Source organism: Streptomyces sp. NBC_01142 (genome assembly GCF_026341125.1).
GTDB lineage: Bacteria > Actinomycetota > Actinomycetes > Streptomycetales > Streptomycetaceae > Streptomyces.
The window spans coordinates 3,187,352-3,210,918 of sequence record NZ_JAPEOR010000002.1 but is presented as its reverse complement, the minus strand read 5'-3'; the positions used below and the strand labels follow the sequence as shown (position 1 = coordinate 3,210,918).

Genomic DNA, 23,567 nt, shown 5'->3' with positions numbered 1-23,567 from the left:
GTGATCGCATGGGCGGGGAGTGCCGATGGGAGCTCTCTTGATCCGCGGACCACGTGCGTATCAGCCTGTGGACCGGTGGTCCCTGTGGATCCGGGGGCCGGTCCCGGCAGATGCGTGGACCGGCCCGCAGTCCTACAGGCTGCGCAGCAGCACCGCCGGATGTTCCACGCAGTCGGCCACGTACCGAAGGAAGCCGCCCGCGGTGCCACCGTCGCAGACCCGGTGGTCGAAGGTGAGCGAGAGCTGAACGACCTGGCGCACAGCCAGTTCGCCCTGGTGCACCCATGGCTTCGGCACGATCCGGCCCACCCCGAGCATGGCTGCTTCCGGGTGGTTGATGATCGGCGTGGAGCCGTCGACGCCGAACACCCCGTAGTTGTTCAGCGTGAACGTCCCGCCGGTCAGATCCGCCGGGGTCAGCCTCCCCTCCCTGGCCACCTCCGTAAGACGCGCGAACTCCGCGGTCAGCGACTCGGCCGAGCGGCTGTGGGCATCCCGTACCACCGGAACGACCAGTCCTCGCTCGGTCTGCGCCGCGAACCCGAGGTGCACCTCGGGCAGCCGCACGATCTCCCTGGCATCCATGTCCACCGTGGAGTTGAGCTCCGGGTGGCGGGCGAGGGCGGCCGTGCAGATCCGGGCGAGCAGCGCGAGGAGCGAGATCTTCGGGCCCCCCGCGGCGTTCATGGAGGCCCGGGCGGCCATCAGCTCGGTCGCGTCGGCATCGACCCAGCAAGTGGCGTCGGGTATCTCCCGCCGACTGCGGGAGAGCTTGTCGGCCACTGCCCCGCGAACGCCGCGCAGCGGTATGCGCTCACCGTGTGCCCCAGCAGCAGCGGCTGCGGTGACGGCCACCCCGGGCTTCGGCGTCGCGGCGGGTATCTCCGCGGCGCGCACGGCGTGCTCGACATCGGCGCGCAGGATCAGACCGTCCGGCCCGGACCCGTTCAACTGCCGCAGATCGAGACCGTGTTCACGGGCAAGCTTGCGGACGAGTGGCGAGATGACAGGCACGGGGCCCTGCGTCACGTCCTCGGCCGTCACCCCGGGCGCGGACCGCCCCACAGGCACCGGAGCCGGAGCCTGGACAGCAGCAGGGGCAGGGGCCAGTGCTGCGGCGGGCACAGTTGCCGGGGCTGTGGTCCGGGCCGGCGTCGTGGCGGGCGACGAGGGGCGGATACGACGCCTGCGCGCCGCGGGCGCCCCCGTCCCATAACCGACCAGGACATTGCCGGACGACTCGTTCGAGGAGTCGGGGGCGTGCCCCGCTTCCCCGACGGCGGCCGGTTCGAGCGCACCGACAGCCACGGTCAGCAGCGGCGCGCCGACCGGAAGCTCCGTGCCTTCCTCGCCGAAGCGTGCGGTCACCACGCCCCCGTACGGGCACGGCACCTCCACCATCGCCTTGGCCGTCTCGACCTCGACGACCGGCTGATCGATCGCGACGACATCGCCCACGGACACCAGCCAGCGGACGATCTCGGCCTCGGTCAGCCCTTCTCCGAGGTCGGGGAGCTTGAATTCGAGCACCTGGGGCATCAGCTCCCCGCCTCCCACTGCAGCCGTGCCACCGCGTCCAGCACCCGGTCCACTCCCGGCAGATGGTGCCGCTCCAGCATCGGCGGCGGATACGGAATGTCGAACCCGGCGACCCGCAGCACCGGCGCTTCCAGATGGTGGAAGCAGCGCTCCGTCACCCGCGCTGCGATCTCCCCGCCCGGACCGCCGAAGCCGGTCGACTCATGTACGACGACCGCCCGCCCCGTACGCCGCACGGACGCGCAGACCGTCTCGTCGTCGAAAGGCACCAGCGAACGCAGATCGACGACTTCCAGGTCCCAGCCCTCGGCTGCGGCGGCCTCCGCCGCCTCCATGCAGACCGGCACGGACGGCCCGTAGGTGATGAGCGTGGCACTGCGCCCGGGACGACGGACGACGGCCCGGCCTATCGGCTCGACCGCGGCCGGTGCGTCCGGCGACCACTGCGCCTTCGACCAGTACAGCCGCTTCGGCTCCAGGAAGACCACCGGGTCGTCGGAGGCGATCGCGGCCCTCAGCATTCCGTACGCGTCGTCGACCGTCGCGGGCGTAACGACATGGAGCCCCGGAGTCGCCATGTAATACGCCTCGGACGAGTCGCTGTGGTGCTCGACACCGCCGATCCCGCCGCCGTACGGCACACGCACGGTGATCGGCAGCGGCATCCCGCCCCGCGTGCGGTTCCGCATCCGCGACACATGGCTGATCAACTGCTCGAACGCCGGATACGCGAAAGCGTCGAACTGCATCTCGACGACCGGCCGCAGCCCGTACATCGCCATGCCCACGGCCGTGCCGAGGATCCCCGCCTCCGCAAGCGGTGTGTCCGTACAGCGGTCCTCGCCGAACTCCTTGACGAGCCCGTCCGTGACCCGGAAAACACCGCCGAGCGCGCCGACGTCCTCCCCCAGCACATGGACGGCCGGGTCCTCGGCCATGGCGTCGCGCATCGCGCGCTGCAGGGCCTGCGCCATGGATGCGGGCTTCACCGCGGCCGTGGTCATCGCGCCTCTTCCTCCGCATCCAGCTCGGCCCGCAGCTGCGCCGCCTGCTCGCGCAGCTGGGTGGTCTGCTCGGCGTAGACATGCTCGAACAGATCCATCGGGTCGAGCACCGGGTCGGCGTTCATCCGCTCGCGCAGATCCGCCGCCATCGTCTCGGCCGCGTCGGCCGCCGCCCGTATGCCGTGCTCGTCGAGCAGCCCTCGCTCCGTCAACTCCCGCTCCAGCAACCTGATCGGGTCGTGCGCACGCCAGGTCTCGACCTCGCCCTCGGCCCGGTAGCGGGTCGCGTCATCGGCGTTCGTATGGGCGTCGATGCGGTACGTCACGGCCTCGATCAGCGTCGGGCCGCCGCCGCGCCTGGCCTTCGCCACGGCATCGCCGACGACCTCGTGCACCGCGGCCGCGTCGTTCCCGTCGACGAGCCGGCCGGGCATTCCGTACCCCACGGCCTTGTGGGCCAGCGAAGGCGCGGCGGTCTGCTTGGCCAGCGGGACCGAGATCGCGAAGCCGTTGTTCTGGACGAGGAAGACGACGGGCGCCCGCCATACCGCGGCAAAGTTCAGCGCCTCGTGGAAGTCGCCCTCGCTGGTGCCGCCGTCGCCGACCATGGCGAGCGCGACGACATCGTCGCCCTTGAGCCTGGCGGCGTGCGCCAGTCCCACGGCGTGCGGCAGCTGGGTGGCGAGCGGGGTGCACAGGGGCGCTATGCGGTGCTCACGCGGGTCGTACCCGGTGTGCCAGTCGCCGCGCAGCAGCGTCAGTGCCTGTACGGGGTCGAGGCCACGGGCCACGGCCGCGAGGGTGTCCCGGTAGCTGGGGAAGAGCCAGTCCCGCTCCTCCAGCGCCAGCGCCGCCGCCACCTCGCACGCCTCCTGCCCGGTGCTCGACGGGTAGACGGCGAGCCGGCCCTGCTTGGTCAGAGCCGTCGCCTGAGCGTTGTACCGGCGGCCGCGTACCAGCTGGGCGTACAGCCGCAGCAGCAGCTCGGGGTCGGCCCCGGCCGCGGCGTCCGTGCCCAGCACGCGGTACGGCTCGGGGTCCGGGAGCAGCGGCGTGGGGTCGGTGCGGGGCTTCCACGCCGGGGGCGGAGTGGGCCGATAGGCGGCAGCGGCACCAGGCAGCTCTTGGACCGTCATGCTGCTCTTTCTCAACGCGAGCACCTCCTCGTGGGAGCGACGACGAAAACCGATGACGAAGCAGCGCGGGTGTGGCGCGCCTCACCTACCGATTGTTCGGTCGTGGACGCATTTTGGCTACAGGCACCTTCAGCCTGTGGACAAACGGTTCTCCACAGCCTGAGATGGAGACAGGTCGTCCATGCTAGGGAGGCGGGGGGACATGGCAGCTGAACAAATGGCCGAGGGCGGGGACCGTGCGGAGCAAACCCTTCCGGCACGTCCGCTCGACGCCATCGACCGCGACATCCTGCGCATCCTGCAAACGGACGGCCGCGCGTCGATACGCTCCGTGGCCGAGCGGGTCCATGTGTCGCGCGCCAATGCGTACGCACGGATCAACCGGCTCATCGACGACGGTGTGATCCGTGGCTTCAGCGCACGTGTGAACCACGAGCGGGCGGGCCAGGGCGCCTCCGCCTACATCACGCTCAAGATCGTCCAGAACTCCTGGCGCACGGTGCGCGAGCAGCTGCAGGCCCTGCCGGGGGCGGCCCACATCGCCCTGGTCAGCGGAGATTTCGACGTACTGCTGCTGGTGCACACGCCGGACAACCGCACGCTGCGCGAGCTCGTCCTGACCAGGCTCCAGTCCATCCCGGAGGTGCTGTCCACCCGGACGCTGCTGGTCTTCGAGGAGACGGATCTCGATCCGGGACCCGCGGCGGGTCTGGGCCCTGGACCCGGAGCAGTCCCCGGCCCGGCCCCGGACACCGAGCCGTTCTAGGGCTGCCCGCGCGGTTCCGGGGCCGTCCAGGGCTCTCCACGCCAGGGGCTCCAGCGGTCTCCGCGGGCTCAGGGAGCTCCTCAGAGACTTATGGCTACGACTCCGCGCTTACGGGTACGGGCTCCGCGGAGGCCGTACGCAGCGCCCTAGGAGCCCGTGCGCAGTCCGTCGAAGGCGAGCCGTACGACCGCCTCGGCGACCTGATCGCCGTCATAGCCGCCGCCGGCATGCGGCCGGTACCACTCCACCAGGGAGTTCACCATGCCGAAGAGCAGCCGGGTCGCCAGCCTGATGTCCATGTCCGCGCGCAGGTCTCCGTCCGCCGCGGCCGCCTTCAGCAGATCGGCGACTCGCTGGTCGAATTCACGGCGCCGCTCCATCGCCCACCGCTCGGTCTTGGTGTTACCCCGCACGCGCAGCAGCAGGGTCACATAGGGCAGCTCGGCCATCAGCACCTCGACGGTGCGCCGGGTGACGTACTCGACCCGCTCGATGGCCCGCCCCCGTACGGCCCCCGGCTCGTCCAGGATCCCGAAGAGCGCGTCGATGGCCCGGCTGACGGCCCGGCGCAGCAGCTCCTCCTTGCCCGCGACATGGTGGTAGATGGACGACTTGGAGATGCCGGCCGCCTTGGACAGATGCTCCATGGAGGTGCCGTCGTATCCGCGCTCGTTGAAGATCCGGACGGCGACGGTCAGCAGCGTCTCGGGCGTGTAGGTGTCGCGCTTCGCGGTGGTCATGAGTCGTCCTCCTGCGAGGTCTCGTACGACCACTGATGCAGTGCGAGGGACCTCGCGTAGCGGCCGGTGGGCACGCTCTCGTGGAGATTGGCGAGCAGTTCCCAGGCCCAGTCGCGACCCAGCTTCTCATTCCATTCGACGGGGCCGAGGGGGTAGTTGACCCCCAGGCGCATCGCCGTGTCGATGTCCTCCTTGGTCGCGACCTTCTTGGCGACCGCGTCCAGCGCCAGGTCAGCGAGCATCGCGACGGTACGGGCGACGATCATGCCGGGTACGTCACCGATGACGCTGACCTGCTTGCCGAGCGCCTGGAAGAGGCCGGTCGCCTGCGTGAGCGTCTGCTCCTCGACGCCCGGCGCGGCGGACAGGGCGATCCGGGTCGCGGACCGGTAGTCGAGTGCCAGATCGAAGTAGACGACATCGCGGAACTCGGCCGAGGTCTGGCCGTCGGCAAGCACCAGCTGACCGCCACTGGGCAGCACCAGCCGCGTGCCCTTGTCCTCGGTCTCCTGCCGCACGGTGATACCCGCCTCGCGGATCATTGCGATCAGCTCCCCGGCGGGCTTCAGATCGCCCTCGACCACGACGTACTCGGGGGCGTCCGCCGGCTCCGCGGTGTGCGGCGCGGGCTTCGCAGCCCCTTCGGCGTAGGAGAACCAGCCGTGCCCGGACTTCCGGCCCAGGCGGCGTGACTCGACAAGCCGGCGCTGCGGCAGGGAAGGAAGGAATTTAGGGCTGTGGAAGAACGATTCCCAGACGGAGCGGGTGACGGCCTCGTTGACGTCCTGGCCGATCAGATCGGTGAGCTCGAAGGGGCCCATCCTGAAGCCGCCGGACTCCCTGAGGACCGCGTCGATGGTGGCGGGATCGATGCCGTGCTCCTCGTACACCGCGAAGGCTTCGGCGTAGAAGGGCCGGGCTATGCGATTGACGATGAATCCGGGCAGGTCGGCGCAGCGCACCGGGGTCTTGCCCCAGGCCGCAGCCGTCGCCCACGCGCGCGTGGCCGTCGCCGCATCGGTCGCGTGGCCGCTGACGACCTCGACGAGGGGGAGCAGCGGGGCGGGGTTGAAGAAGTGCAGCCCGACGAAGCGGCCGGGATGCTTCAGAGCGCCGGCGACGGCCGTGACGGAGAGGGAGGAGGTATTGGTGGCGAGGAGACAGTCGTCCGCGACGATCTCCTCCAGCGCCGTGAACAGATCCTGTTTGACCGTGAGCTGTTCGAGGACCGCCTCGACGACGAGCGCGGCGTCGGCGAGCTCGGCGAGATCCGCAGCAGGGTGCAGCCGCGATCGCGCGGCGTCGCGTTCGGCAGCGTCCATCCGGCCCTTCTCGACCAGCCGGTCCAGGCGCGCGCCGATGGCATCCGCGGCCTCGGCCGCCCGTTCGGGAACGGCGTCGTAGAGGCGCACGGGGTGCCCGGCGACAAGGGCGACCTGGGCGATGCCCTGCCCCATGGTGCCGGTGCCGACGACAGCGACGGTACGGCTCTGATCGATGGCGGTCATGGGAGCGATCCTCCCCGATGCGTTGTCCACAGGTTTGACAGGCCCCCTTGTACCGACCGATCGTTCGGTTACTCTAACTCTGTCATTACTTCCCTGCCCAGCTCGACGAGGAGTTGGTCCTTCATGCAGCTGACCGAGACCCACCGGCCCACGCTCGACCAGGCCCTCGAAGCGATCCGCACGCGCGCCTACTGGTCCCCGCATCCCGAGCACCCCAAGGCGTACGGCGAAAGTGCCCCGGCAGAAGGCCTCGCGGCCTTCGAAGCCCTGCGCGGCACCCGCTTCGACCTGGACCAGCCGGGCACAGACGGCTGGACGGGCGGCGAAGTCTCGCCGTACGGACCGGAGTTGGGCATCGAGTATCCACACCCCGATATCGATGCCCTGCTGCCCGCGATGCGCGCGGGCATGAGCGCCTGGCGCGAGGCCGGCCCCGAGACGCGGGCTCTTGTCTGCGTGGAAATCCTGTCCCGCATCAGCACCCGCACTCATGAGTTCGCGCACGCGGTGATGCACACCAGCGGGCAGGCCTTCATGATGGCGTTCCAGGCGGGCGGCCCGCACGCCCAGGACCGCGGCCTGGAGGCCGTCGCGTACGCCTACGAGGAGCAGACCCGCACACCCGCCGCCGCCGACTGGTCCAAGCCGCAGGGCAAGCGCGACCCCCTTGAGCTGCGGAAGACCTTCACCACGGCGGGACGCGGCATCTCGCTCCTGATCGGCTGCAACACCTTCCCGACGTGGAACGGCTACCCCGGGCTTTTCGCCTCTCTGGCCACCGGAAACCCGGTGCTGGTCAAGCCGCACCCCCGCGCGGTGCTCCCGCTGGCACTCACCGTGCGCGTGGCTCGCGAGGTTCTCGCCGAGGCGGGCTTCGATCCGAACCTGGTCTGCCTGGCCGCCGAGCGCCCCGGCGAGGGAATCGCCAAAACCCTCGCGGTACGCCCCGAGATCAAGATCATCGACTACACGGGGTCCACCGCCTTCGGCGACTGGCTGGAGGCCAACGCCCGCCAGGCGCAGGTCTACACCGAGAAGGCCGGCGTCAACACCGTCGTCATCGACTCCACCGACGACTACAAGGGGATGCTCTCCAACCTGGCGTTCTCGCTCTCGCTGTACAGCGGCCAGATGTGCACCACCCCGCAGAACCTCCTCATCCCGAGGGACGGCATCACGACGGACGCCGGCCCCAAGACGTACGACGAGGTGGTCGCCGACCTGTCTGCCTCGGTGGGCGGCCTGCTCGGCGACGACGCACGGGCGAACGCCCTGCTGGGCGCGCTGGTCAATCCGGACGTGAAGGCCCGCCTGGAGGCGGCCGCCGGGCTGGGCGAGGTGGCCCTGCCCTCGCGGGAGGTCGCCAACCCCGAGTTCCCCGACGCGGCCGTCCGTACGCCCGTCATCGTCAAGCTCGACGGTGCGCGGAAGATCTGGGACGCAGCCGACGCCGAGGCGGCGTATCTGTCGGAGTGCTTCGGCCCGGTGTCGTTCGCGGTCGCCGTGGACTCGACAGGGGATGCCCTGGAGCTGCTGCGGCGCACGGTCCGCGACAAGGGCGCGATGACGGTCGGCGCATACACCACCTCGACGGAGACGGAACGCGCGATCGAGGACGTCTGCCTGGACGAATCGGCGCAGCTGTCGCTGAACCTGACGGGCGGGGTGTACGTCAACCAGACCGCGGCGTTCTCCGACTTCCACGGCTCGGGCGGCAACCCTGCGGCGAACGCTGCGCTGTGCGACGGGGCATTCGTCTCGAACCGCTTCCGAGTGGTGGAGGTCCGCCGCCAGGCGTGACAACCGGACAGGCCGTGACCCGCAGGACATACGGGTCACGGCCTTCCCGGGGCTTGATTCTCCCAAGGCACGGTTCTCCCGAGGCACGGTTCTCCCGAGGCACGGTTTTCCCGAGGCACGGCCTTTCGCTGGGAACGGCCCTCCCGGGCTACAGCCCTCGGCACATCACCTCGGCCGATCCGCTTCGGCGTGCGGCCCGCCAGGAACATGCCGTGGGTGGTGCTGATCGTCCCGGCTCCGGCACACAGTCCGACCGGCGCGCTTTCGCCTACGGGGCCGGGATCTCCGCATACCGCTGCACCCACGCATGCATCGCGATCGCCGCCGCCGCGCCTGCGTTGATCGAGCGGGTCGAGCCGAACTGCGCGATCGAGCACACCATCGCCGCGTGCTTGCGCGCCTCTTCCGTCAGCCCCGGCCCTTCCTGGCCGAAGAGCAGTACGCAACGGCGCGGCAGCTCGGTCCGCTCCAGCGGCACTGCCCCCGGCAGATTGTCGATCCCGATGATCGGCAGGTCCTCCGCGGCCGCCCACGCGGTCAGCGAGGCGGTGTCCGGGTGGTGCCGCACATGCTGGTACCGGTCGGTGACCATGGCCCCCCGCCGGTTCCAGCGCCGCCGGCCCACGATGTGGATCTCCTTTGCCAGAAAGGCGTTCGCGGTACGCACCACAGAACCGATGTTGAAATCGTGGCCCCAGTTCTCCACAGCCACGTGGAAGCCGTGCCGCCGGGTGTCCAGATCGGCGACGATCGCCTCGCGCGTCCAGTACCGGTACTGGTCGACGACGTTGCGCCGGTCGCCCTCGGCCAGCAGCTCGGGGTCGTACCGCTCGTCCTGCGGCCACGGCAGCGGGTGCGGCCCGACGCCGATCTCGGAGCCGAAGCCCTCGTCGTACTGGACCGACGGGAACGACGGGATCGACTGCGTCGGCTGGATCGCCTGAATCGGCTCTTCGGTGGTGCTCACCCGACGAGCGTACGGGGCTGGTCCTGGCTCTCCCGCCGCTGCTCCGGAGCCGCGTCCACTCGTGAGAGCAGTCGGTTCCGCCCTCGCGCCGCCCGTCCGCCGAGCCGGACCAGGAAGGCGGTCGGCAGGAAGACCGCGTCGGCAGCGATCATCGCGAGCGAGAAGAAGGGCAGTCCGAGCAGCACGGCGATGGCCGCGTGCTCCAGCATCATGACCACCAGAAGGACGTTCTTGACGCGCCGGTTGAAGAGCGTGAAGGGGAAGGCGACCTGCACGACCACCGTGCCGTACGTCAGCACCATCACCATCACCCCGCCGGAGGCGAGGAGATCGGAGAGGGCAGGCCAGGGCGTGAAGTAGTCCAGCTTGAGCGGGTAGTAGAGCGCGGTGCCGTCCTGCCAGCGCGAACCCTGGATCTTGTACCAGCCGGCGGTCGCGTAGATCACACAGACCTCGGCCATGATGACGACGAGGGCGGCGTTGTGCGTGAGGTTCGCGAGGACGTCCAGCAGGGTACGGGGCTCGCTGTCGGGGGCGTACCGGCTCACCATCCACCACAGCCCCTGCGCCACCCACAGGACCCAGAGAAGCAGGAGTACGAACCAGCCGGTCTGGTTGAGGAATGTGGCGATGACCAGGCCGAATCCCAGTACCGCCCAAAGGGCTGGGCCAACCCGGTCGCGGGGCGGTACGCCCGGAATCGCCGTCGCTGCCCACCGCGCCGCGCGCCGCGCGTCCAGGGACCAGACCTGCGCGCAGCGGGTCAGGACCAGATAGATCGCCATCAGATGGATGACGTTGTCGCCACCGTCGCCCATGAAGATGGAGCGATTCTGGAGCGACAGCACGCCGATCATGAAAAGCCCGGACATGGCGCGAGTACGCCAGCCGAGCATCAGCAGCAGGCTGGACACAACGCCGACGCCGTACAGCACCTCGAACCAGAGGGTGCTGTCCGACCACATGAGAGCGGTGAAGGCGTCGTTGTCGGTGATGAGACGACGCGCCATGTCCGCGTTCCACGGGCCGTCGGGCCCGTACAACTCATGGCGATTGGGCAGCTCGCGAAGGAGGAAGAGGAGCCAGGTGCCGGCGAAGCCGATCCGGATGATGGCGCTCTGGTACGGGCCGAGGGCGGCAGAGGTGACGCGCTGGACGGCGCTCGCGATCTTCCGGTCGAGGGTTTCGCGGCCGCAGGTTTCGCGGATGGTGGTGTCGCGGTCGACGGTGTCCTTCACTCGCCCGCCTCCGTACGACCGTTCCGGATACCCAGTGGCAGATCCGCGGCGGTCACCGTCCACCAGGGCAGCAGCCGGAAGACGGGGCGCGTGTCGATCTTCTCGTCGCTCCACTCCGGTGCCTTGACCGAGCGGGTCGAGGACCGGAGCTGGATGCGCTCGACGGGGCCGCCCAGGTCGCGCGCTTCGAGGCGCAGCATCACGATGCGGCGGATGTAGCTCTCGGAGAGCTGGCCGCGCAGGCCGCTCGAGCGATTCTCGTTGTCGTGGGAGTTGACGTAGAAGTCCCAGCTCCGGCGCAGCTCGTTCTGCTGCACGTGGCTGGGGAGGAGATTGCCGCGTATCGCCTCGCCGTCCTCGGCGGAGAGATCGATCCAGTCGGTGCTCTCGCGGCTGCCGTCGGTCACGGTGATCTCGGCCCGGACCTGCACGGAGACATTCTGTTGGAGCGGATTGGGGGCGAAGAGCTTCCAGTTCTGCTCGAACTCGGGATAGACCCAGCCTTCGACCGCTTCGCCGTGCTGCTTGGTAAGGGTGTTGGAGGGCGCGACGTGCAGAAAAACCATGACCAGGTGGGCACTGGCGAGTACGCCGATGATCGCGAGCGAGACGGCGGCCGCGACCTGGTAGGGGAGCGAGAGCCCCGCTATGCCGCCGGTGGTGACCTGCGGAGGTGGGGGTGGGGCTGGAGGTGGGGCCGGAAGTGGTGGGAACTGGTGCCGCCCCGGATGCGGGAGCCGGTCCTGGATCTGCGGCTGAATCTGCGGCTGCTGCTCCGGCGGACTGTGGAGTGCGGATGCGGGCTGGACTTCCGGCTGCGGTGCGGGATGCGGTTCCGGATGAGAGGGGGGCTGCGGCGCTGGAGGGGATTCGGGCTGGTCACGGGGCTGGGGGACGTCGCCGGGAGGCCGCCCGGAGCTCACGCCCCTGGCACCTTTGACGTCCTCTTCCTCGTAGGAGTCCATCCCGCCCCGATCCCCATCGGTCCACCTCAGTTATCCACAGGGTTGACACCCTACGGGCCGTCGACTCACCATTGAAGTCAATGAACCGAACGATCGGTCGGTAGGGGGCCCGGATGACGGCAGTGACTGCGGATACGTACGAGGCGGTTTTTGACGCCGCCGTGGCCGCCGACGAGCGCATCGAGCCACGCGACTGGATGCCCGACGCATACAGGGCGACGCTGGTGCGCCAGATGGCGCAGCACGCGCACTCCGAAATCATCGGCATGCAGCCCGAGGCAAACTGGATCACGCGTGCGCCCTCGCTGCGGCGCAAGGCGATCCTGATGGCCAAGGTGCAGGACGAAGCCGGCCACGGGCTGTACCTGTACAGCGCCGCCGAGACACTGGGCACAGGCCGCGACGAGTTGCTCGACAAGCTCCACGCCGGCCGCCAGAGGTACTCCTCGATCTTCAACTACCCGACGCTGACCTGGGCCGACGTCGGCGCGATCGGCTGGCTGGTGGACGGCGCGGCGATCACCAACCAGGTGCCGCTCTGCCGCTGCTCCTATGGGCCGTATGCCCGCGCGATGGTCCGGATCTGCAAGGAGGAGTCCTTCCACCAGCGGCAGGGGTACGAGCTGCTGCTCACTCTCTCCCGTGGGACGCCCGCCCAGCACGAGATGGCGCAGGACGCCGTGGACCGCTGGTGGTGGCCGTCGCTGATGATGTTCGGCCCACCGGACGACGAGTCGTCGCACTCGGCGCAGTCCATGGCCTGGAAGATCAAGCGGCACTCCAACGACGAGCTGCGCCAGCGCTTCGTGGACATCTGCGTCCCGCAGGCCGAAGCTCTGGGGCTCACGCTCCCGGACCCGGATCTGCGGTGGAACGAGGAGCGGGGCCACCACGACTTCGGCGCAATCGACTGGGCCGAGTTCCAGGACGTCCTCAAGGGCAACGGCCCGTGCAACGACCAGCGGCTCACCCAGCGCCGCGAGGCGCACGAAGAGGGCGCCTGGGTCCGGGACGCGGCCGCGGCGTACGCCACGAAGCACCGAACAGAGCAGCACGCGAAGCCCGGGGAGGCGACGGCATGAGCAGTTCGACCGACTGGCCGCTGTGGGAGGTCTTCGTGCGCTCGCGCCGTGGTCTGTCGCACACCCACGCGGGAAGTCTCCACGCCCCGGACGCCGAGATGGCCCTGCGGAACGCCCGGGATCTCTACACCCGGCGGAACGAAGGCGTCTCGATCTGGGTGGTGCCCTCCACAGCGATCACGGCGTCCTCGCCCGACGAGAAGGACTCGTTCTTCGAGCCGGCCGGCGACAAGCCCTACCGGCACCCGACCTTCTACGAGATCCCGGAAGGGGTGAAGCACCTGTGACCACGACAGCCAATGCCGCGGCACTCGCCCTCGGCGACGACGCGCTCGTGCTCTCGCACCGGCTGGGGGAGTGGGCGGGCCATGCGCCCGTGCTGGAGGAGGAGGTCGCACTCGCCAACATCGCGCTGGACCTGCTGGGTCAGGCGCGGGTGCTGCTCTCCCTCGTCGGCGACGAGGACGAGCTGGCGTATCTGCGCGAGGAGCGCGCCTTCCGCAATCTCCAGCTGGTCGAGCAGGAGAACGGCGACTTCGCACACACCATCGCCCGCCAGCTGTACTTCTCCGTCTATCAGCGGCTGCTGTACAGCCGGCTGGCGGTAGGCGACACCGAGTTCGCCGGGCTCGCGGCCAAGGCCGTCAAGGAAGTCGCGTACCACCAGGACCACGCCGAGCACTGGACCATGCGGCTCGGCGACGGCACTGCCGAGAGCCACGAGCGGATGCAGCGGGCCTGCGACGCGCTGTGGCGGTTCACCGGCGAAATGTTCCAGCCTGTCGAAGGAGTGGACATCGACTGGCAGGCGCTGCAGAGCGGCTGGCTGGAGACCGTCACCACCGTGCTGGAGCGGGCGACGCTGACCGTGCCCGGAGGCCCGCGGTCCGGTGGATGGTCGGCGGGGGCGGGGCGGCAGGGCCTGCACACCGAGTCGTTCGGGCGGATGCTGGCCGAGATGCAGCATCTGCACCGCAGCCACCCGGGGGCGTCATGGTGACCACCGACCTGACGGATGTCGCTGGCAGCCCGGCTGACACGACCGTTGCCGAGCCCGGGACGCGGCACGCCTCCCCGACCCGGCACGAGGCCGAGACGCGGCTCGAGGCGGAACTGCGCAGGCTCGCCGGCTCTGTGCCCGACCCGGAGCTGCCGGTCCTGACGCTGGAGGAGCTCGGTGTGCTCCGCGGAGTACAGGTGCTCGGGCCCGGCAGGGTCGAGGTTGAGCTGACCCCCACATACACAGGCTGCCCGGCGATCGAGGCCATGACCTCGGATATCGAGCAGGTGCTGCACGACCACGGCATACCGGACGTCTCGGTCGTCAGGGTCCTCTCCCCGGCCTGGTCGACGGACGACATCAGCGCGGAAGGACGGCGCAAGCTCGCCGAGTTCGGGATAGCCCCGCCCCGACCGCACTCCGACCAGGGGACGGTGCCGCTCACGCTCTCCGTGCGCTGCCCGCACTGCGGCTCGACCGACACCGAGCTGCTGAGCAGGTTCTCGTCCACCGCCTGCAAGGCCCTGCGCCGCTGTGTCTCCTGCCGCGAACCCTTCGACCACTTCAAGGAGTTGTAGATGTTCCATCCGCTCCGGGTGAGCAGGGTCGAGCAGCTCACGGACGACTCGGTGGCCGTCACCTTCCAGGTGCCGCCCGAGCTGCGCGAGACCTTTCGCCACACCCCCGGCCAGCACCTGGCCCTGCGCCGACTCGTGGGGGGCGAGGAGATCCGCCGCACCTACTCGATCTGCACCCCGGCCTCCCCGACCGAGAAGGATCCTGTGCTGCGCGTGGGCATCAGGCTGGTCGACGGCGGCGAGTTCTCCACGTTCGCGCTCAAAGAGCTCTCCGTCGGCGACACCGTCGAGGTGATGCCTCCCATGGGCCGGTTCCTTCTTGCGCCGCGTCCCGGGTACTTCGCGGCGATCGTCGGCGGAAGCGGCATCACCCCCGTGCTGTCCATGGCGGCAACGCTGCTGGCGCGAGAGCCGGAGGCCCGGTTCTGTCTGATACGAAGCGACCGCACCGCGGCCTCGACAATGTTCCTTGACGAGGTCGCCGATCTCAAGGACCGCTTCCCGGACCGCTTCCAGCTGGTCACCGCGCTTTCCCGGGAGGAACAGCAGTCGGGCCTGCCGTCCGGACGGCTGGACCAGGAGCGGCTTGCCGGACTGCTGCCGGCCCTGCTTCCGGTGGCGGATGTGGACGGCTGGTTCCTCTGTGGCCCCTTCGGCCTGGTGCAGGGCGCCGAGCGGGCGCTGCATGGGCTGGGGGTGGACCGGAGCCGTATCCACCAGGAGATCTTCCATGTAGACGACGGTTCGGCGCCCGGCCCCGCGCAGGTGACCGCACCGGCCCATGCCTCCCTCACCGCGACTCTTGACGGTCGGTCCGGCAAGTGGCCGGTGCAGGAAGGGGAATCGCTGCTGGAGACGGTGCTGCGGAGCCGCTCCGACGCGCCGTACGCGTGCAAGGGCGGCGTGTGCGGCACCTGCAGGGCGTTCCTGGTCTCCGGCGAGGTGCGTATGGACCGCAATTTCGCGCTGGAGCCGGAGGAGACCGAGGCGGGCTATGTGCTGGCCTGTCAGTCCCATCCGGCCACAGCGGAAGTGGAGTTGGACTTCGACCGCTGACGACCGGGGAGAGTGCGCCCCCACCCCCTTCCTCTCCGCGCAGACTGTGTTCTTTTTCAAGAACATGTTCTATCTTGACGGTCCGTCAGATACGGATTGAGGCAGAGCCGGTGCGTGTGGGAGGACAGGGCTGTGGACTTCACCTTCACCGAGGAGCAGCAGGCGGCCGTCGAGGCCGCGAAGGCAATCTTCTCGGGCGTCGCACCCGACGGAGTGCCGAGCCCCGCGCTCACCCCCGGCGCGGTGGCCGAGGGATTCGACCGGCCGCTGTGGGCCAGGCTCGCGGACGCCGATCTGCTGAGCCTGGTTCTGTCACCCGAGCACGGCGGTGCCGGCCTCGACCCCATCGCCCTCTGCCTGGTGCTGCGCGAGTCCGCGAAGGTGCTGGCGCGGGTGCCACTGCTGGAGACGAGCGCGGTCGCCATGGCCGTGGAGCGATACGGCAGCGATGGGTTGAGCGCCGAGCTCCTCCCCCGGATCGGCCGCGGTGAACTGACGCTCACCATCGGGGCCAACGGTCGCACCGGCCACGACCCGGCCGAACTTGCCGTCACCGCGCGCCGAGACACCGAGCACGGGGGTGGGGAGGGGGACTGCTGGATTCTCGACGGCGTGCAGACGGGCGTGCCCTGGGCCCAGTCCGCGGACCTTATCGCCGTGCCGGCGCACACCGGGGAGGGCCGTGCCGTGTTCGCTCTTGTCCCCCGGGACCATCAAGGTCTTGCCCTCGCCGAGCAGATCTCCACGAGCGGCGAGCGCTTTGCCGAAGTCGGCCTGGATTCCGTGCGGATCGACAGCCGCGAGGTGATCGACGCCGAGGGCGCCTGGGAGTGGCTGCGCCAGCTTCTGGCCACCGGGACCTGCGCGCTCGCGCTCGGGCTCGGCGAGCGTGTGCTCTCCATGACGAGCGACTACACGGGCAAACGCGAGCAGTTCGGCTTCCCGGTGGCGACCTTCCAGGCCGTCGCCGTCCAGGCCGCCGACCGCTACATCGATCTTCGCGCGATGGAAGCCACTCTCTGGCAGGCAGCCTGGCGGCTGTCCCCGTCGCCGGAGGTCGCGGGTGTCGGAGGTCCACTGCCCGTGGCCGGCGATATCGCGGTGGCGAAGATCTGGGCCTCGGAAGGTGTACGCCGCGTCGTCCAGACCGCGCAGCATCTGCACGGTGGCTTCGGCGCGGACACCGACTACCCGCTGCACCGCTACCACGCGTGGGCCAAGCAGCTCGAGCTCTCGCTCGGCCCGGCCGCGGCCCACGAGGAGGCCCTGGGCGACCTGCTGGCCGCCCATCCCCTCGGCTAGCGGCTCAACTGCTCACAGGACGAAAGCGGGGCTGCCGGTCTCGGTGACCATCGCACGCCCGGCGCCGTCCCAGGCAAGCATGCCGCCGTCGATGTTCACGGCGTCGATGCCCTGCTGCACCAGATACTGGGTGACCTGCGCGGACCGGCCGCCGACCCGGCACATCACATAGGCCCGGCCTCCGTCGGCCAGCGCCTCGGTCACCTCACCGAAACGGGCCACGAAGTCGCTCATCGGGACGTGCAGCGCACCCTCGACATGACCGGCCGCCCACTCGTTGTCCTCCCGGACGTCCAGCACGAGGCCGTCGGACGGTACCGCCGCGGCTTCCACCGAGGGCAGCGGGGCGAAATTCATGGGTCATGCCTTCTCTCGTACGTACATCGCCGGCTACTCGGGATTCCTGACGAACCTGACTGCCCCGAGGAACCTCAGAAACCTACTGCACCAGTCCGGACAGTTCCGTCTCACGCTCGGCGACCTGGGCCAGCAACTGCTCGGCAATCTCCTCCAGCAGCCGGTCAGGGTCATCGGGCGCCATCCGCAGCATCGCTCCGATCGCACTCTCCTCCAGCTCCTTGGCGACCACGGTCAGCAGTTCCTTACGCTGCGACAGCCACTCGAGCCGGGCGTAGAGCTCTTCGTTCTCGCTGAGCCGCTGCTCAGGAGGAACCGGTCCGGCAGCCCACTCCTCGGCCAGCTCCCGCAGCATCTTCGTGTCCCCGAGCCCGTATGCGGCGTTCACCCGCGTGATGAACTCGTCGCGCCGTGCCCGCTCGGTCTCGTCCTGGGCCAGGTCCGGATGCGCCTTGCGGGCCAGCTCTCGGTAGAGCTTGCGCGCCTCTTCACTCGGACGCACCCGCTTCGGCGCCCTGACGGGCTGGTTGCTGAGCATCGCGGCGGCCTCGGGGGACAGGCCGTCGGAGTCCATCCAGTCGTGGAACAACTCGTCGACGCCGGGCATCGGCATCACCATGGCCCGCGCCTCCTGCGCCTTGCACAGGTCCTCCGGGTCACCGCTACGGGTGGCCCGGGCCTCGGCGATCTGGGCATCCAGCTCGTCCAGTCGCGCGTACATCGGGCCGAGTCTCTGGTGATGCAGCCGGGAGAAGTTCTCCACCTCCACCCGGAACGTCTCCAGCGCGATCTCGAACTCGATCAGCGCCTGCTCGGCCGCGCGCACCGCCTTCTCGAGCCGGGCCCCGGGCCTGGCGTCGTGCTGCGGCTGCTCGTCCTGCTCTTCGTCGTTCCGGGTCGTCGGGCCCCCGGCTGTATCCTGGGTCACCCGACCAGCCTACGGGCGTGGGGAAGCACCCCGTCACACCCCCAGCTCAGCGGCTATCCGCCCGTTCTTGATCGCCGAAAGCAACTCCGTGTGGTCCGCTTCCGTACGGTCCGCATACGTCATGGCGAAGCTCGCCACCGCCTCGTCCAGCTCCTCGCTCTTGCCGCAGTATCCGGCGAGCAGCCGAGGGTCCACGCTGTGCGCATGCGCCCTGGCCAGCAGCGCGCCGGTCATCCGCCCGTAGTCGTCGAGCTGGTCGGGCTCGAGCGCGACCGGATCCACACTGCCCTTGCGGTTCCTGAACTGCCGCACCTGGAAAGGCCGTCCCTCGACCGTCGTCCAGCCCAGCAGAATGTCACTGACCACCTGCATCCGCTTCTGGCCGAACACCACCCGGCGGCCCTCGTGCTCCACCTCCGGCACCCGGAATCCGGCAGCCGCGAGATACGGCAGCAACGCCGAGGCCCGCGCCTCCTTCACCTGGAGCACCAGCGCAGCGCCCCGGTGGTCGAGCAGCAGCACCACATACGACCGGGTCCCGACGCTCCCGGTCCCCACCACCCGGAACGCCACATCCTCGATCGTGTGCCGCGCGAGCAGCGGCAGCCGGTCCTCCGACACCGTGCGCAGATACTCCCCGAGCGAGGCGGCGACAGCCGCCGCCTCCGCATCCGGCACCCGCCGCAGCACCGGCGGCGCGTCCACGAAGCGTCGCCCCCCTGCGCCGCCCGTGGAGCCGTCATCGGACACGGGCTCCGTCGCCTTGGCGGCGAAGCGCGCACTGGTGTTGTTGCGGGCCTTCGCCGACACCCGCTCCAGCGTGCCGAGCAGATCGCGCGCGTCCGCGTGGGAAACGAGCTCCTCGTCGGCGATGGCGTTCCACGCGTCCAACGCCGACTGCTTCGCCAGTAGCCGCATGGTGCGCCGGTAGGCGCCCATGGCGTCGAACGCGGCCGCCCGGCAGACGGTTTCGTCGGCACCCACGACTCGTCCCGCCAGCACCAGCGAGACCGCGAGCCGCTTGACGTCCCACTCCCACGGGCCGACGACGGTTTCGTCGAAGTCGTTCAGATCCATGACGAGGCGACCGCGCGCATCGCCGTACAGCCCGAAGTTCGCCGCGTGCGCATCACCGCAGATCTGTGCGCTCACCCCGGTGACCGGCGTGCCCACCAGGTCGTGGGCCATCAATCCGGCGGCGCCGCGCAGAAAGGCGAAGGGCGTGGCGGCCATCCGGCCCACCCGTATCGGCGTCAGCTCGGGCACCCGTCCGCGGCTCGACTCCTCGACGGCCTGGACCGCGTCGGGCCGGGCCACCGCCAGCACCAGCGAGTCGTGCGAAGACCGGGGCACCCGGTCGCGCAGCGCCTTCCCCTCGTCCTTGGGGGAGCGCGCACCAGCCGTACAGCGTGCGAAGCCCGGCACTACGGGAATGCGCCCACCGCTCCCGCTTCCGCCGGACTCGGGCCGCTCCACCGGCACCACCTCAGCCTCGCCCATGACGCACCGCCTCCCCCGTCGTCGTACAGCATCAACATCAACTGCCGACGACCGTACAGCCGCTGGCCGACAACCGTCTCCCCCTGTGGATAACGTCAGCAGCCGCCCTCGTCGACGCCCGCCTTCGCCAGATAGGTCTCCGCCCACAGCGCCAGCTCCTTGAGCGCGGGTTCCATCGCCGCCCCTGCCTCGGTCAGCCGGTATGCAACCCGCAGCGGCGGTCCTTCGTCGACCTCCCGCACGACCAGTCCCGCCGCTCCCAGCTCACTCAGCCGGTCCGAGAGCATGCGCTCGCTGATGCCGGGAATCGCCCTCCGCAGCTCCGCGAAGTGCACCGCGCGCTGCATCAGTACGGAGACGATCAGCCCGGTCCAGCGCTTGCCGAGCAGCTCGAAGACGCGCGTGATGCCTCCGTCGACCTTCTTGCACGCCGCTTCGCTGTGTTCCGCCATCCCTCAAGACTACTGCGCCAAAGCTAGGGACTTACAAAAAATAAGTGACTATGCTATTCATAGGTGCATACGGAATTTCAGCTACGCGACCTCGGTCACGCAATGCCCCCACTTGGAGAACCCCATGGCCACGCTGCTGCATCTCGACTCCGCCGTCTTCCCCCAGGGTTCGGCCTCCCGCGACATCACCGCCGCCTTCGTCCAGGCCTGGCAGGAGCAGCACCCGGAGGGCACGGTCGTCTACCGCGACCTCGCCGCCGCTCCCCTGCCCCACCTGGACATGGCCGCCGTCTCCGCGGGCGTCGACGACGCACTGCGTGCCGAGCTCACCGCAGAGCTCGAAGCCGCGGACGCCGTCCTGATAGGCGCGCCGATGTACAACTTCACGATCCCGTCGACACTCAAGGCCTGGCTGGACCAGGTGATCGTCGTCGGTCACAACGCAGGCCCGGACGGGCCGGTGGCCGGCACGCCGATCACCGTCGTCGCCAGCCGCGGCGGCTCTTACGCCCCGGGCACGCCGCGCGAGGACTTCGAGTTCGTCCAGAACTACCTGGAGAAGGTGCTGACCGGAATGCTTGGCGCCGAGGTCGACTTCATCGTCCCCGAGCTGACGCTGGCCCACTCCAAGGCCGAGATGGCCGAGCTGATCCCGCTCGCCGACGCGTCCCGCACCAAGGCGTTCGACGAGGCCGCCCAGAAGGGCAAGGCCCTGGCGGCCCGCTTCGCCGCCTGAGCAGGCCAGAAGGCCCACAAGCCGAGGAGGAGCGGAACGCGGAGGAGCGGAGGCTCATCGCCCGCTCCTCCGTGCCGCCCGCCCGTCCCCTCCTCCGTGCCGCCTCTCCGCCCCGCCCGCTACCGAGCGATGTTCCACGTGAAACATCGCTCACAGCCCCGCGTCGCGCGCCAGCAGGGCCGCCTGCACCCGGTTCTCGCACTCCAGCTTCGCCAGGATCCGGCTCACATACGTCTTCACCGTGGCCTCGCTCATATGCAGTCGTCGCCCGGCGTCCGCGTTGGACAGCCCCTCCCCGAGCAGCGCCAGCACCTCCCGCTCACGCCCGCTCAGCGCCGCCACTCGCGCTCGAGCCGCCTCACTGCGCGCCGCCGCCCGCCCCGAGGCCAGCTGATCCACCACGTGCCGAGTCGCTGCCGGGGAGAGATACGCATCTCCCGCAGCCGCCGCCCGCACCGCCCGGATCAGCTCCGCGGGCGCCGTGTCCTTCAGCAGAAACCCCGCGCCCCCGTACTCCAGCGCCCGCAGTACGTTCTCCCGCTCACCGAAGGTCGTCAGTACGATCACCCGCGCCGCCGGCACCGCCCTGCGCAGCTCACCCAGCGCCGTGAGCCCGTCCATGACCGGCATCTGAATGTCGAGCAGCACCACATCGGCATGGTGCGAACGGGTCAGATCGACCGCCTCGCGCCCGTTCGCCGCCTCCGCCACGACCTCGATCTCCTGGTCCGAGGTGAGGATCATCCGGATTCCCGCCCTGATGAGGGGCTCGTCATCCGCAATCACGACCCTGATCGACGATCCCGGCAGACCCGCGGATCCCGGCAGACCCGCGGATCCGGGCAGACCCGCGGATCCGGGCAGACCCGCGGATCCGGGCAGACCCGCGGATCCCGGCCCGCCCGCCCCCGACGACGAATCCGTCACATGTACCCCCACAGCCACGGCTACCGGCTGACTTCGTAGGACTGCTTCTCGATCAGCTTGCCGTCCCTGAAACAGAACCGGAACACCGGCTCGGTATCGACGCTGTCTCCCACATCTGTCGACATCAGCACCAGACAATCGGAACCTTCGGGCTTCGCCGGCCCCTTCCCGTGCAGTCCGAGCGTCGTGATGGTGTCCCCGCTCGGCAGCCGGTCGCGTACCTCGTCCTCAGTCATCCCGACCCTGACGCTCTCGTACTCATCAGGTTCGATCATCCCCTTGTTCAACGCACCCACCAGGAAGACCAGTCCAAAGACTCCCGCCACCACGAGCACCAGCACCGCCGCCAGCGCGATCCCGCACCCCATCGCGACTCCGCCGCCGCTTCCGGTTCTTGCGTCCCTCGCCAGCTCCCGCTCGGAGACGGTCCAGTCCATGACCGGACCCCCGTTCCTGAAGGGACTCTTCGGCAACTGCTGGCGGAAGTCGTCCTCCTCAGAAACGAACGGCGCCGCCTCGACAGCCCCGTACGGCAGCACTCCCGCCACTCTGAAGCCCCCGCCGTCCGCGGGCCCCGCGTGCACCATGCCGCCGACCAGACGGGCCCGCTCACGCAGCCCGGTCAGCCCCTGCCCGCCACTGACCACCTCGCCGGGCATCGGCGCCCCCATCGCCCCATTGACGATCTCGACAACGAAAGAGTCCGGCTCATACCTCAGCTCGACGCCTATCGCCGAGCCGGGAGCGTGCTTATAGGCATTGGTCAGCGCCTCCTGAACGATGCGGTACGCCGCATGGTCGGCCGCCGCGGCAAGTGGCCGCGCCTCGCCCGTACACCGCAGCTCCACCGTGTTCCCCGCCGTCCGCGCCGCCTCGACGAGTCCCCCGATACCGGCCGTTCCGCGCGCGGCACGGCCCGACTCGTCCACCGGAACGGGCGCCTCAACGCCGTCCCGCAGGATCCCTACGACCTCACGCAGCTCATGCATCGCGGTAACCGACGCGTCCCGCAACACCCCGACCGCCTCCCGCTGCCGCGTGGTCAGTTCGGGGTCCACCTCCAGGGCTCCGGTGTGCACGGAGATCAGCGCAAGCTGATGGCCGAGGCTGTCGTGCATGTCCTGGGCGATCCGCTGCCGCTCACGCAGACGCGCCTGTCCGGCCACCATCGCGCGCTCGCGCAGCAGCTGGCCGTTGCGCTCCTGCAGGGCATGCAGCAGGGTCCGGCGCTGTGTCCAGTAGCGGCTGGCCAGACCCGGCACGACCGTCGTCGCCAGGAAGTACAGAGTGGTGAGAAGCACCTGGGTCATCTGTGACTGCTGTGACCAGCCGTCCACGAGCATGACGCCGACGAGGAGGGCGTACGCGACGGTGAACGCCGCCAGCGCCCGCCCGGCGCCCACGATCCTGCGCCCCGCCGACCACCCCACGAGTATCAGCAGCAGAGCGAACCCGCTCAGAACGGGTGTCAGCGCCCCCGTGACCGCCAGCACCGTCGCGGGCATCCGCCGCCGCAGCAGGGACAGCACGGCGGCGGCCACGCCCACGCCGACCAGCCGCAGCCCCTCGCTGCCCAGCAGTTCCTCGGTCCCGGCGGCCATGAGGCCCAGCACGAGGGCGAGCACCATCTCGCCGGCGGTCCGCCGCGGCGTCCAGAGCTCGGGCGTCGCCAGCCACTTCCAACAGGCTCTGAGATTCCAGGCCCGGACATTCCAGACACAGCGATTCCAGACACGGTGATTCCGGGCGCGGACACCACGGGCCCGACCGTTCCAGACCTGCCTGTTCCAGACCCCGTACTTCCGTCCGCGGAGCCTCCCCGCCCGGCTGTTCCCGTCGGCCCGGATCTTCGATGACTCGTTCACGGACTCGTTCACGCCCGCACCCTAGGCAGCGCGACCCGCCGCCCACCGCCCACTTTCGTCGCGCCCCGGAGCGACGAACGTCGCACAGTCGCACATCCCACAGCCGTCCACCCCGCCCGTA

The 23,567-nt window shown here is 69.8% G+C and carries 23 protein-coding genes; 9 read left to right on the top strand and 14 right to left on the bottom strand.

The genetic code is table 11. The features are described 5' to 3' along the window. Positions 1–132 precede the first annotated feature (132 nt). The 3 genes from OG883_RS32295 to pdhA are packed head-to-tail and all read right to left on the bottom strand — an operon-like array spanning position 133 to position 3,679. Positions 133–1,539 carry a dihydrolipoamide acetyltransferase family protein gene (locus OG883_RS32295; protein WP_266548277.1) on the bottom strand — a complete coding sequence of 469 codons (1,407 nt, stop codon included), beginning with the start codon at positions 1,537–1,539 and terminating at the stop codon, positions 133–135. Beyond that, positions 1,539–2,543 carry an alpha-ketoacid dehydrogenase subunit beta gene (locus tag OG883_RS32290; RefSeq protein ID WP_266548275.1) on the bottom strand — a complete coding sequence of 335 codons (1,005 nt, stop codon included), beginning with the start codon at positions 2,541–2,543 and terminating at the stop codon, positions 1,539–1,541. The genes OG883_RS32295 and OG883_RS32290 overlap by 1 nt, the downstream gene beginning before the upstream one ends. Next, a complete protein-coding gene (gene pdhA, locus OG883_RS32285) occupies positions 2,540–3,679 on the bottom strand; it encodes a pyruvate dehydrogenase (acetyl-transferring) E1 component subunit alpha (RefSeq protein WP_266549656.1) in 1,140 nt (379 codons plus the stop codon). Before pdhA ends, OG883_RS32290 begins: the two co-directional genes overlap by 4 nt. A 217-nt stretch (positions 3,680–3,896) precedes the next feature. Between pdhA and OG883_RS32280 the strand changes: the two genes are divergently transcribed. After that, complete coding sequence (locus OG883_RS32280) at positions 3,897–4,445, top strand: Lrp/AsnC family transcriptional regulator (protein ID WP_266549654.1); 549 nt, start codon at positions 3,897–3,899, stop codon at positions 4,443–4,445. A 146-nt stretch (positions 4,446–4,591) separates the two neighbouring features. On the opposite strand, the gene OG883_RS32275 is transcribed toward OG883_RS32280, so the two are convergent. Beyond that, entirely contained in the window at positions 4,592–5,185 is a 594-nt protein-coding gene (locus OG883_RS32275; protein ID WP_266548273.1) for a TetR/AcrR family transcriptional regulator, read from the bottom strand. After that, positions 5,182–6,693, bottom strand: a complete 1,512-nt coding sequence (locus tag OG883_RS32270) for a 3-hydroxyacyl-CoA dehydrogenase (protein ID WP_266548271.1) — start codon at positions 6,691–6,693, stop codon at positions 5,182–5,184. The genes OG883_RS32275 and OG883_RS32270 overlap by 4 nt, the downstream gene beginning before the upstream one ends. A gap of 123 nt (positions 6,694–6,816) precedes the next feature. Between OG883_RS32270 and paaN the strand changes: the two genes are divergently transcribed. Next, positions 6,817–8,493 (top strand): phenylacetic acid degradation protein PaaN, encoded by a 1,677-nt coding sequence (gene paaN / locus OG883_RS32265; RefSeq protein ID WP_266548269.1) that lies wholly within the window; start codon positions 6,817–6,819, stop codon positions 8,491–8,493. 268 nt (positions 8,494–8,761) lie between these two features. On the opposite strand, the gene OG883_RS32260 is transcribed toward paaN, so the two are convergent. The 3 genes from OG883_RS32260 to OG883_RS32250 are packed head-to-tail and all read right to left on the bottom strand — an operon-like array spanning position 8,762 to position 11,663. Further along, complete coding sequence (locus OG883_RS32260) at positions 8,762–9,430, bottom strand: TrmH family RNA methyltransferase (RefSeq protein WP_266549653.1); 669 nt, start codon at positions 9,428–9,430, stop codon at positions 8,762–8,764. A gap of 26 nt (positions 9,431–9,456) precedes the next feature. Next, entirely contained in the window at positions 9,457–10,668 is a 1,212-nt protein-coding gene (locus tag OG883_RS32255) for an HTTM domain-containing protein (protein WP_266549650.1), read from the bottom strand. A gap of 26 nt (positions 10,669–10,694) precedes the next feature. Beyond that, positions 10,695–11,663: a DUF5819 family protein gene (locus OG883_RS32250; protein ID WP_266548266.1), complete on the bottom strand. Its 969-nt coding sequence runs from the start codon at positions 11,661–11,663 to the stop codon at positions 10,695–10,697. Positions 11,664–11,776: 113 nt separating this feature from the next. Between OG883_RS32250 and paaA the strand changes: the two genes are divergently transcribed. From paaA to OG883_RS32220, 6 genes are all read left to right on the top strand, one after another. Continuing rightward, positions 11,777–12,745: a 1,2-phenylacetyl-CoA epoxidase subunit PaaA gene (gene paaA, locus OG883_RS32245; protein ID WP_266548263.1), complete on the top strand. Its 969-nt coding sequence runs from the start codon at positions 11,777–11,779 to the stop codon at positions 12,743–12,745. Continuing rightward, on the top strand, positions 12,742–13,032 hold the full coding sequence (gene paaB, locus OG883_RS32240) for a 1,2-phenylacetyl-CoA epoxidase subunit PaaB (protein ID WP_254372136.1): 291 nt from the start codon (positions 12,742–12,744) through the stop codon (positions 13,030–13,032). The genes paaA and paaB overlap by 4 nt, the downstream gene beginning before the upstream one ends. Beyond that, positions 13,029–13,745 carry a 1,2-phenylacetyl-CoA epoxidase subunit PaaC gene (gene paaC, locus OG883_RS32235; RefSeq protein ID WP_266548255.1) on the top strand — a complete coding sequence of 239 codons (717 nt, stop codon included), beginning with the start codon at positions 13,029–13,031 and terminating at the stop codon, positions 13,743–13,745. The genes paaB and paaC overlap by 4 nt, the downstream gene beginning before the upstream one ends. Further along, positions 13,739–14,323 carry a 1,2-phenylacetyl-CoA epoxidase subunit PaaD gene (gene paaD / locus OG883_RS32230; protein ID WP_266548252.1) on the top strand — a complete coding sequence of 195 codons (585 nt, stop codon included), beginning with the start codon at positions 13,739–13,741 and terminating at the stop codon, positions 14,321–14,323. The genes paaC and paaD overlap by 7 nt, the downstream gene beginning before the upstream one ends. After that, complete coding sequence (locus OG883_RS32225) at positions 14,324–15,379, top strand: 2Fe-2S iron-sulfur cluster-binding protein (protein WP_266548249.1); 1,056 nt, start codon at positions 14,324–14,326, stop codon at positions 15,377–15,379. 132 nt (positions 15,380–15,511) lie between these two features. After that, positions 15,512–16,681 (top strand): acyl-CoA dehydrogenase family protein, encoded by a 1,170-nt coding sequence (locus OG883_RS32220; protein WP_266548246.1) that lies wholly within the window; start codon positions 15,512–15,514, stop codon positions 16,679–16,681. Between the two features lie 12 nt (positions 16,682–16,693). Here OG883_RS32220 and OG883_RS32215 read toward each other — a convergent pair whose 3' ends face one another. From OG883_RS32215 to OG883_RS32200, 4 genes are all read right to left on the bottom strand, one after another. Next, entirely contained in the window at positions 16,694–17,038 is a 345-nt protein-coding gene (locus tag OG883_RS32215; protein ID WP_266548243.1) for a rhodanese-like domain-containing protein, read from the bottom strand. An 82-nt stretch (positions 17,039–17,120) separates the two neighbouring features. Next, positions 17,121–17,966, bottom strand: coding sequence for a hypothetical protein (locus OG883_RS32210; RefSeq protein ID WP_266548240.1), 846 nt, complete (start codon positions 17,964–17,966; stop codon positions 17,121–17,123). A 33-nt stretch (positions 17,967–17,999) separates the two neighbouring features. Next, a complete protein-coding gene (locus OG883_RS32205; RefSeq protein WP_266548237.1) occupies positions 18,000–19,466 on the bottom strand; it encodes a DUF2252 domain-containing protein in 1,467 nt (488 codons plus the stop codon). Positions 19,467–19,561: 95 nt separating this feature from the next. Further along, a complete protein-coding gene (locus tag OG883_RS32200; protein ID WP_266548234.1) occupies positions 19,562–19,918 on the bottom strand; it encodes a helix-turn-helix domain-containing protein in 357 nt (118 codons plus the stop codon). A 124-nt stretch (positions 19,919–20,042) separates the two neighbouring features. Here OG883_RS32200 and OG883_RS32195 point away from each other — a divergent pair, with 124 nt between their 5' ends. Continuing rightward, complete coding sequence (locus tag OG883_RS32195; protein ID WP_266548231.1) at positions 20,043–20,654, top strand: FMN-dependent NADH-azoreductase; 612 nt, start codon at positions 20,043–20,045, stop codon at positions 20,652–20,654. 150 nt (positions 20,655–20,804) lie between these two features. Here the strand turns inward: OG883_RS32195 and OG883_RS32190 are convergent, their stop codons facing one another. Beyond that, positions 20,805–21,464: a response regulator transcription factor gene (locus OG883_RS32190; protein ID WP_266549649.1), complete on the bottom strand. Its 660-nt coding sequence runs from the start codon at positions 21,462–21,464 to the stop codon at positions 20,805–20,807. Positions 21,465–21,601: 137 nt separating this feature from the next. Beyond that, positions 21,602–23,209 carry a sensor histidine kinase gene (locus OG883_RS32185; RefSeq protein ID WP_266549646.1) on the bottom strand — a complete coding sequence of 536 codons (1,608 nt, stop codon included), beginning with the start codon at positions 23,207–23,209 and terminating at the stop codon, positions 21,602–21,604. Between the last annotated feature and the right edge of the window lie 358 nt (positions 23,210–23,567).

Coding starts and splice junctions, on each gene's coding strand:
- OG883_RS32225 (WP_266548249.1), top strand. CDS start 14,324: ATGTTCCATCCGCTCCGGGTGAGCAGGGTCGAGCAGCTCACGGACGAC.
- paaD (WP_266548252.1), top strand. CDS start 13,739: ATGGTGACCACCGACCTGACGGATGTCGCTGGCAGCCCGGCTGACACG.
- OG883_RS32250 (WP_266548266.1), bottom strand. CDS start 11,663: ATGGACTCCTACGAGGAAGAGGACGTCAAAGGTGCCAGGGGCGTGAGC.
- OG883_RS32215 (WP_266548243.1), bottom strand. CDS start 17,038: ATGAATTTCGCCCCGCTGCCCTCGGTGGAAGCCGCGGCGGTACCGTCC.
- paaN (WP_266548269.1), top strand. CDS start 6,817: ATGCAGCTGACCGAGACCCACCGGCCCACGCTCGACCAGGCCCTCGAA.
- OG883_RS32185 (WP_266549646.1), bottom strand. CDS start 23,209: ATGGTGCTCGCCCTCGTGCTGGGCCTCATGGCCGCCGGGACCGAGGAA.
- OG883_RS32195 (WP_266548231.1), top strand. CDS start 20,043: ATGGCCACGCTGCTGCATCTCGACTCCGCCGTCTTCCCCCAGGGTTCG.
- paaB (WP_254372136.1), top strand. CDS start 12,742: ATGAGCAGTTCGACCGACTGGCCGCTGTGGGAGGTCTTCGTGCGCTCG.
- OG883_RS32275 (WP_266548273.1), bottom strand. CDS start 5,185: ATGACCACCGCGAAGCGCGACACCTACACGCCCGAGACGCTGCTGACC.
- OG883_RS32270 (WP_266548271.1), bottom strand. CDS start 6,693: ATGACCGCCATCGATCAGAGCCGTACCGTCGCTGTCGTCGGCACCGGC.
- OG883_RS32280 (WP_266549654.1), top strand. CDS start 3,897: ATGGCCGAGGGCGGGGACCGTGCGGAGCAAACCCTTCCGGCACGTCCG.
- OG883_RS32200 (WP_266548234.1), bottom strand. CDS start 19,918: ATGGCGGAACACAGCGAAGCGGCGTGCAAGAAGGTCGACGGAGGCATC.
- pdhA (WP_266549656.1), bottom strand. CDS start 3,679: ATGACGGTCCAAGAGCTGCCTGGTGCCGCTGCCGCCTATCGGCCCACT.
- paaA (WP_266548263.1), top strand. CDS start 11,777: ATGACGGCAGTGACTGCGGATACGTACGAGGCGGTTTTTGACGCCGCC.
- OG883_RS32290 (WP_266548275.1), bottom strand. CDS start 2,543: ATGACCACGGCCGCGGTGAAGCCCGCATCCATGGCGCAGGCCCTGCAG.
- OG883_RS32205 (WP_266548237.1), bottom strand. CDS start 19,466: ATGGGCGAGGCTGAGGTGGTGCCGGTGGAGCGGCCCGAGTCCGGCGGA.
- OG883_RS32295 (WP_266548277.1), bottom strand. CDS start 1,539: ATGCCCCAGGTGCTCGAATTCAAGCTCCCCGACCTCGGAGAAGGGCTG.